Here is an 8,156-nt window from a genome sequence, read left to right on the forward strand (position 1 = left end):
AAACGGACGGAAATCTCATCGATATGAGAAGAAAACGGTCTTTGATATCATGGGTGTTCATTATGAGTATAGTATAGCTAGGGAACAAAAGAAAACTCGTTAGAGTTTATTTAGCATGCGAATTTTTAAGAATAATCCATCTGTTGAACAGTTTGTAACCCTTTGGAAAGGAATTTCATTCTATTTGTTCTCTTAAGTTGATGGGCATGTGTATCACGTAACAAATGTAGAATTTTAATACACATATACCACTTGAAATAAAGAAGTTTACTTTTAAAATTCGCTTAGCGAATACTAATTTAAAATCGCTTTAATAATCTCCTGTCATACTGTTTGATGGGAGGTTATTACTTTTCAGAGAATAAAATTAAATAAATCAATACTTGAATGAATACAATCATCAATGTTAAAATACGGGAAAATAGGAAGCTGACTTGTGGCATTACTGATGTAATCATTTTTATTTTTTAATGTTTCTAATTTTAAAAAATATATCGAGTGTTTTGTCAATAGGTTTAGCTTTATTTCCATTTTATCTTATAACGGAAAAATGTAACGTACCATAAAAAAATGAATCCTCGGTTTAAGGATTTATAACCGAAAGATACAGATATAAATGAATAAAAAGAATTAACTATATCAATACAACCGAAATAATAGGGGTCACCATATCCAAAAAAGAAAATTGTACGTTTAAACACAAAATTGCGGATAAGAAGAACGCTTTAATAATGAATAGAATAATAATTGGAATCAATGCTGTCACTTTGCTTAATCTAGCTGTAATATGTAATCCAAGCCAAATTAAGACTAAATTTCATACATAGAACACTTCAATGGTATTACCAATTCCATATGCAAATGTACCTTCCGTAAATAATAACCCTAAACTCGTATATTGAGTCATTCCAGTACCAAAGATTAGACTTAAAATTGTATTAATAAGTCCACTTATAATAAGAACAATATTTGTATAAACTACAATGTTCAATAGGGTTTTATAAGGGGTATCATTCCCCAAAACCATTATAAACATCTATACTAATCAAAGAATATGTCCTCTTTAAAACCTATTAAAGCAAGAATGATAGACCCTTCTTACGCATTTCATTAAAAAATTACTATTTCAATCGATCAATAATCCATAGGTGGCTCTATACCCGTAATAATAATCATCGTATCTCCCTTTCTTGTATGTAGTGGAATCGCTCGTTTTAAAAATAAGAAAAGCTCCAAAGTCTTCTCAGTAGGATTGTAGTAAGTATGTTTCCCACTTTAGAGAATACCAGACAGCACGACCTGGGGGCATTCATGTGTCCCTTTCCAACTTTTTATTGCTCGTAACAATCAGCACCATCCCAACACTCAGAAAAATCATAAAACGTATAAATCATATAAGCGCCTCCCTTGTGATAAGATTTAGATTTAAAAAACAACGCATATTGCCTCATTGAACGGGCATGTATAGCCATTACTTATATATACAAATCAATTATATTTGTATTATCTTGTGTATTGATAGGGTTTAAGATAGGGTCAAACATATGGGACACCTCCTATACGAGCTAGAATGCATAAATCTATCTTATCCTTTATTAAGATGTTTTTATAATATCAATTTGCCTTTTGTAAACAGACCAAAACAAGATGGTGGAGGTTTTGTTGTAAAGTTTTTTAAATGAAGCTAAACTGTAGAAAAAATATGCGTAGGAAAATGATACATGCGATATTTTAAAGGAAAACAGTTCAAGAAGGATATTATTATAGTAGACGTTGACTACTATTGTCGTTTTTTTTAGTTATCGTGATGTATCTGAAATCCTGAAAGAACGTGGCATTTCCGTTCATCCAACAACTCTCATGTGTTGGGTGCATGAATATAGAAATCTGATCTATCAAATGTGGAAGAAGAAAAAGAAATCAGTACCCCATACTTTGCATTTGGATGAGACGTATATCAAAGTCAACGGAGAATGGTGTTATTTATATCGCGCCATTGATAGTGATGGACATACACTGGATTTTCAACTTCGAAAAACACGTAATCATCAGGCCGCTTATGTCTTTATGAAAAGATTGGTAAAACATTTTTGAGAACCCTCGGTTCTTACGACAGACAAGGCCTCAGCTTTTCTCTGTGCATCTAAAAAATTACAAAAAGATGATTTATATACATATTAAATATTGTACCGTCAAACATGTCAATAATCTTATTGAACAAGATCATCGACATGTAAAACGACGTTTTGTCAAATCCGCAGGATTTCAAAATCTTCGTCACGTATCACAAACCTTAAAAGGTATTGAAACTGTTCATGCTTTATATAAAAAAAACCGAAATCTGGGTACTGATTTCGGTTTTTCGACGTGTAATGAATTGTAAAATTTATTAATAAGTTCATAAAATAAAAAACTTCTATCTGGATTTCTCTATTCTTTATTCAACTTTGCAATAGAACCGTTCAAATTCTATCCAAAATCAAATCTTTAGTTTCAACGTTTAAAGTCAGGTTCCAGTAGAAACTTTTTTCTATTCTTCATTTTCATATAAGTTCTGTAATTGCTCCACATATTCTTTAAGATCTTGCCATTCTTTTTTTGCAATCATAAGATCGGCTTTCATCAATTCAAGTACTTCAGGATCCATATCATCTATAGATTTCAATAAACTTGTACATTTCGTTTGAACAATATCCCATTGTTGTTTTATTTCTTGAAGAGCCTTTATGGCTAGGGTAATTACTTCTATTATATTATTCATATTGTTTTGGGTATCTATTAAAGTAGAAACATCAGATTGTATCCCAGACAAACTTGCTTTCAATCTTTGTATATCGGTTTCTGTGGTTGCAATCTTTTTCTTTACATCAGCAAGATTGTTTGTGTTGGCACGACCAGAAGATATTAAATCCCACAGAATGTCTTTATTTTTTTTGATAACCTCATAATTCGCATTAATTTGGTTTTGTAAACCTGAAATATATCCTATCTCATTATCTATAATCGGCATTAAAATATTCACATCTTTTTTAAAATTTCTTACATCTTCTTCTATGTTGAATTGAAATTCTTGGAGCATACCTGCCATTTGTTCAGATTTATTTTTATTTTGCGAAACAAGATCCAATAAATTTTTTATATTATATTGTAATTTCTCGGATTGTTTCTCTTGAAGAGCCATAAATAAATGTTGGTACTGTAATTGAATTTGAGTATTAAATTCAATAATACTTTGATTGGTTTTCAAAATATTATTTTTCACTTTCTCCCATTTGATAGCATTTTCTTTTGCTATTTTTTGATGGTATATAATATCTGAACGTAGGTCATCATCTATAATTTGAATATTTTCTAAAAATATTTCTGGTTGCTTTTGTATATTTTTAACGTACGATTGCATGATAATCATACTAGCATCGGTTTGTGCAAGTGCACTTTTAAACTCAGTAGGACACGAAAAATACATTTCTTGCTGTCCAATAATTGGGGTACTTTGTGCCGCTTCCAAAAGAGTTGGGAATACGTTAATACTTAGAGTCCCAATCGTTAGTATTGCAATCATTTTTTTTTTGTAAAATAATATATTCATATTTTCACCTACATAATTCAGTAGTTTTATATGTCATTTTATAAAAGAGAATCCACCTCTTACAACATTGGTGATTTTTCTTTTATATTTGTAGGTCTTAACTGTATAACATCTATTGAATACCTAACTTAAAATCTTCTGTAGAAATATTCCTTATCTAAAGTTGTCTACATGTGAATTACAATAATTTATTACATAGTGTAAAAGCAATATGTGGATGTCGAAAATATAAATTAAGATCTACCTTCCATCATACGGAATCCGAGCCGCGGATTGGCTTGTTGTTGGGATAGTAACCGCGGATATTTGTTTTTGAATCTCTTCTGCCCACTTTCTTAAATCCGCCCAACTATTTTTGCCAACCTCTAAATCGTCTTTAATAAATTCTAATTCTTCTGGGCTCATTTCATCTATATCTTTTAATAACGTATTATACTTTGCATATGTAATTCCCCATTGGGTAGATATATGGCCTAAAGTGTTACGCGCTTCGCGGATCGTTTTGTGCAAATTACCTACAGCAGATTGTGCTTCTGTTAAGGTTATAAGTGCGGATCGAGCCGTTGATAGCTGCTGTGTGGCATTTTCCAGTCCTTCTTTAGCATTGTTCATTGAATCATAGTTTGTATATGCTTCATATCCACCACCTGCTATAATTGCTAGAGCCCCTACTCCTAAAATAACAGGAATTAATATTCCTCCAGAGAAAGCAATTAGTCCAATCGCTAATCCACCTGCCCCAAGGCCAACGCCCATTGCTAATGCGCCTCCAACTAGATATTTTAAGTTTTGATCAATTGTAGTATTATAAATTAAGATTTGTTTTTCCAGCTCGTCTATAAGAGAATCTTCTCCAGCTAAAATTGATACTAATCGTCTTCCATCTTCTTCAAATGCTTGATTATCATTCATTAATTTATCGTCAAACTTCTCGAAGTTGTTAATTAGATCATTAACAGTCTCTTGTTGTTCTTTTGCATTTTTCATGAGCCTTTTTGTAATCATGGTTTTTATTGCCTCTTTATCTTCTTCGGCAATCGCTGTTTCCAGGCTTTTGCTATATTGCTGAAATTGATTATCATAACTAATAATTCCTTGATTAACACCAATTATTTTTTTCCTTAAATCACCATCCCAATATTTTGCATTTTCTCGTGCAGCTTCTTGGTGAGCAGACAATTCTTTTTTTAACGTGCTATTCTTAGAATCTAAATCTACGGATTCTAAATTAATATCAGCCTGCCCTGTGATCATTTGTGAGTAGACTTGCATTGCGACATAATAATTGTTCATGCTCATAAGTTGTTGCTGTAACTCTACTTTAGGTGGATTCAATTGTGATTTTTGATATTGTGTTCTTATAGCCTGATTTTGCGTAAGCGCTTGTATCGGTGGTATTAAATTTACATTCACCATTGTTAATACAGAAGCAATAGCCAAAATTTTATATGGATATTTTCGCATATTAACCTCTCCTCACCTATTTATTATTTCAACACATTATTAAAGCTTTTGATTTGATCTTCTAATTGTTTACATAATTTCCTTAATGTTTTCAAATCCGCAGTCGTTGGCTTTTGGGGTAAATCTGTTATAGCCTGTTCAATAATATTCCAGTCTTTCTGATGTTTTTTCAAAAGGAAAATTTCCGCATCAATTTGTTCAGCAAACATATCTACTTTGCTTTCAATAAAAAGAATGTGCATGGATTGAATTTCAGTTGCTTTTAGATTTTGAGTTAATGTAAATAGCTGATGGTTCCTTTCTGCTAAACTTAAAATAGCATCTCTCTGTTTTAAGAGAGCAGCGTTACCTGCAGCTTCCGCGTCTACAATTTTTTTTATTTGATCTATATCAATTTTATCCATAAAATCATATTTTTTCGCTTCAAGCGCTAATCCTTCTGGACTCTTAGCAAAATTATCTTCCACTTCTTTGATAATTCTTTCAGTTTCTATATTTTCTATCCCATCTTTTTTAGCCTTATCTATAGCAGTTTTTTTTGCGTCCTCTAATTTTTTATTTGCTGTCGCAAGATAACTTAAAGCTGATTGAGTCCCTCCCTTAGCCACTGGATAAAGTAATTTCCATACTGCACTACCTATAATCGTTCCAGAGTTAACTAATATCCCAGGTACAGAACTAATTGCCTCTAGATCACTTTGTAGACCAACATTGATTATTTGAATATCTTTTTTCAATTCAGCAATTCGTCCCGATCCCCCATTTAAAAAATTATCAGATTCTTGAACACGCCTTGTAAAACTATTTTGATGTTTATTTAATACATCTTTAAAATCTTCTAACTCATTAATAGTTTGTTGAAGAGCAACTTGTTGCTCTATTTTTCTACTGTTTAACTTTTTTTGAATTCCCTCTAGATTCCCCTGTTCTACATATGTGTTAAAAATATTAATAAAACTACGATTATTTTCATTTAAGTCTAATAAATGTCTATGGAAAATTCTTTGGCGCCATTCTTTCGTATCTGCTTGAATTAATTGTTGTATATCTTGTAGCGCAGGGACCCGTGGGAGATAGAGAGCAGGTTGATCTTCTATTATAAATGTATATGCTTGTAATAATGTGGCTTGTTCTCCTAATTTTCGTAAAGAACTAGAGAATGAACCGATATCCATATTTTCCATAGATAATATTTGCTCGGGATTAGTCATTGGCGCAGCTAATACATTTGCTGTTCCTAAACTGCTCGTAATAACTGTTGCAGTTAACAAGCTTGTATATATTTTTCTGGTCATATATCTGACTCCTATTCTTATCTATTGTTTGTACAAACTCTTATGATAAACTGTACCTATGTAAGGGCAAACAACAATTTTTTGATGAAATCACAAGATTAATAATGCCTTTGTTATGCGGATATTTATTTGTCATCCAATTATTAATCCGGCTAAATAGTCAGCCCTTCTTTGTATGAATATACGCAATATCTATCATCTATAAAAATGTATTGCACATTCATTATTTCATTATATTTTTATCTCTGTAGCAAAACAGTCTTATTCACTAACTTCAATCACTTCAAAAGGGGTTTGTAGATTATTCAAAGATAATATGAATCTATTTTCATTGGAATCATATGAATATGGATAATTTATTGACCCCATCCAAGCTTTTTCTACATTGTCTCCGTGATATTCATTAAAATCAAACAATTCTAATCCTATACTACTCTCATTTATTTCTTTTTGAATACTCCCAATACCTATAGAATTATCTTCAGATGATCCATAAATAATATGATCTGTCGTATTGTCATAACTTAAATAAATAGAATCAAGTAATGTATCACGTGCCCAATAGTGTAAACCCGATTTACTTGATTGAGTTGATTTTATTCTTATTTCATCGGTAGATTCAATGAATCCATCTGCTCCATCTTTATTCTCAAAAATAATAGGCGTTCCATTATCCGTTACTGTATTGGCAAAAAGAACAAAATCATCTAAGCCCCAATGTTCGAATGTGACGCCACCTTTATCAGGTAAATTTTTATCCTTTAGATAATACGATGTATTATATTTCAATCTTTCTCCATTTTTTGTGACAGGATCAGAATGATCTGCAGCTAACGCTGTTACTGGCAGAGAGGCTGCTGCAATTGTTACAGTAAGTATGCTAGTTAAAGTTTTTTTCATATTTCACACATTCTTTCTTTTTTAATACACCTAAGGTTAAAACCGTAAACTTATGCTCCTGGTTTCTAGAAAACGCTGGTTTAAAGTCTTTTCAAATACAAGAATCATTTATTTTACAATTAAAAGGGGGGATAGAAATTTTCCAACTAAGCAAATCTATTCCCCATTTAGCTTGTTCATCCCAACTTACATCCTGGTTTGAACAAACTAATTTGATATTGTTCCATTCTTTTGATAACTAAGTTCCATCAGTATTTAATCTATTATTTTTACTTACATTAAAAACCATAGAACCGAACGATAAGATCAAAAATGCACATGTTGAGGTTTTAAAAGTGATTTTTAAATTCATTAATTTTTCTCCTTTACTTAGTTTTTTACTACGTAATACAGGTAGCTTATTATTTTATCCATAATTTATTTTATCGCATATAGAGATTAAGTAACATTCAATATTTGTATGTTAACAAAAGACAATATGTTTTTCAGAGGAAGTTAATATGTATATTGAAAATATTTTAAAAGTATTAATCAATATTAAGTTACCCTTGTTTTAAATACAAAAGTAATGTAAATTTTACATACTATATTTGTTCTATAAAACAAAACTCTATAATAAGATCTATTTTACCATTCATTCCTTTTTCTCTAACTAAGTACGTTATACTTTCTTTATAAATTTCTCGGTTTTAATAAGTACCCCCAAATTTCAAATAAATTTATATTTTCATTTTTTCTTTATAATTAATCTTGACTAATAATTTTTTTAGATTTTTATCATGTGGGAATGTTTAAGGAATACGGCTGGAAGTTTCTTTGAGGTGGTACAGTAAAACTGGAACACAGTATAGAGATAAATTATTCTATATAAGAGGTGTTTCAGATGAAAAAACAGTATGATGAAACGT

General features: G+C 30.9%; 4 protein-coding genes and 2 pseudogenes. 1 reads left to right on the plus strand and 5 read right to left on the minus strand.

Annotated elements, in window-relative coordinates; translation table 11 throughout:
• Positions 1–634: 634 nt before the first annotated feature.
• A pseudogene (locus tag F3I02_RS34050) lies at positions 635–1,036 on the minus strand (YIP1 family protein); the annotation flags it as partial.
• 685 nt (positions 1,037–1,721) lie between these two features.
• On the opposite strand from F3I02_RS34050, the pseudogene F3I02_RS19630 reads away from it, so the two are divergent.
• Positions 1,722–2,383, plus strand: a pseudogene (locus F3I02_RS19630) (IS6 family transposase).
• A 147-nt stretch (positions 2,384–2,530) separates the two neighbouring features.
• On the opposite strand, the gene F3I02_RS19635 reads toward F3I02_RS19630, so the two are convergent.
• The 4 genes from F3I02_RS19635 to F3I02_RS19650 form a co-directional block, all read right to left on the minus strand.
• The gene (locus F3I02_RS19635; protein ID WP_196477888.1) at positions 2,531–3,589 is read right to left on the minus strand and encodes a ClyA family alpha-helical pore-forming toxin; all 1,059 of its coding nucleotides are present in this window, start codon (positions 3,587–3,589) and stop codon (positions 2,531–2,533) included.
• A 240-nt stretch (positions 3,590–3,829) separates the two neighbouring features.
• Complete coding sequence (locus F3I02_RS19640; protein WP_196477887.1) at positions 3,830–5,053, minus strand: ClyA family alpha-helical pore-forming toxin; 1,224 nt, start codon at positions 5,051–5,053, stop codon at positions 3,830–3,832.
• Between the two features lie 23 nt (positions 5,054–5,076).
• Positions 5,077–6,348, minus strand: coding sequence for an HBL/NHE enterotoxin family protein (locus F3I02_RS19645; RefSeq protein WP_196477886.1), 1,272 nt, complete (start codon positions 6,346–6,348; stop codon positions 5,077–5,079).
• A gap of 261 nt (positions 6,349–6,609) precedes the next feature.
• Positions 6,610–7,248, minus strand: a complete 639-nt coding sequence (locus F3I02_RS19650; protein ID WP_196477885.1) for a hypothetical protein — start codon at positions 7,246–7,248, stop codon at positions 6,610–6,612.
• Positions 7,249–8,156 lie beyond the last annotated feature (908 nt).

This window comes from Bacillus sp. SRB3LM (assembly GCF_015712745.1).
GTDB classification, from domain to species: domain Bacteria; phylum Bacillota; class Bacilli; order Bacillales; family Bacillaceae_G; genus Bacillus_A; species Bacillus_A thuringiensis_K.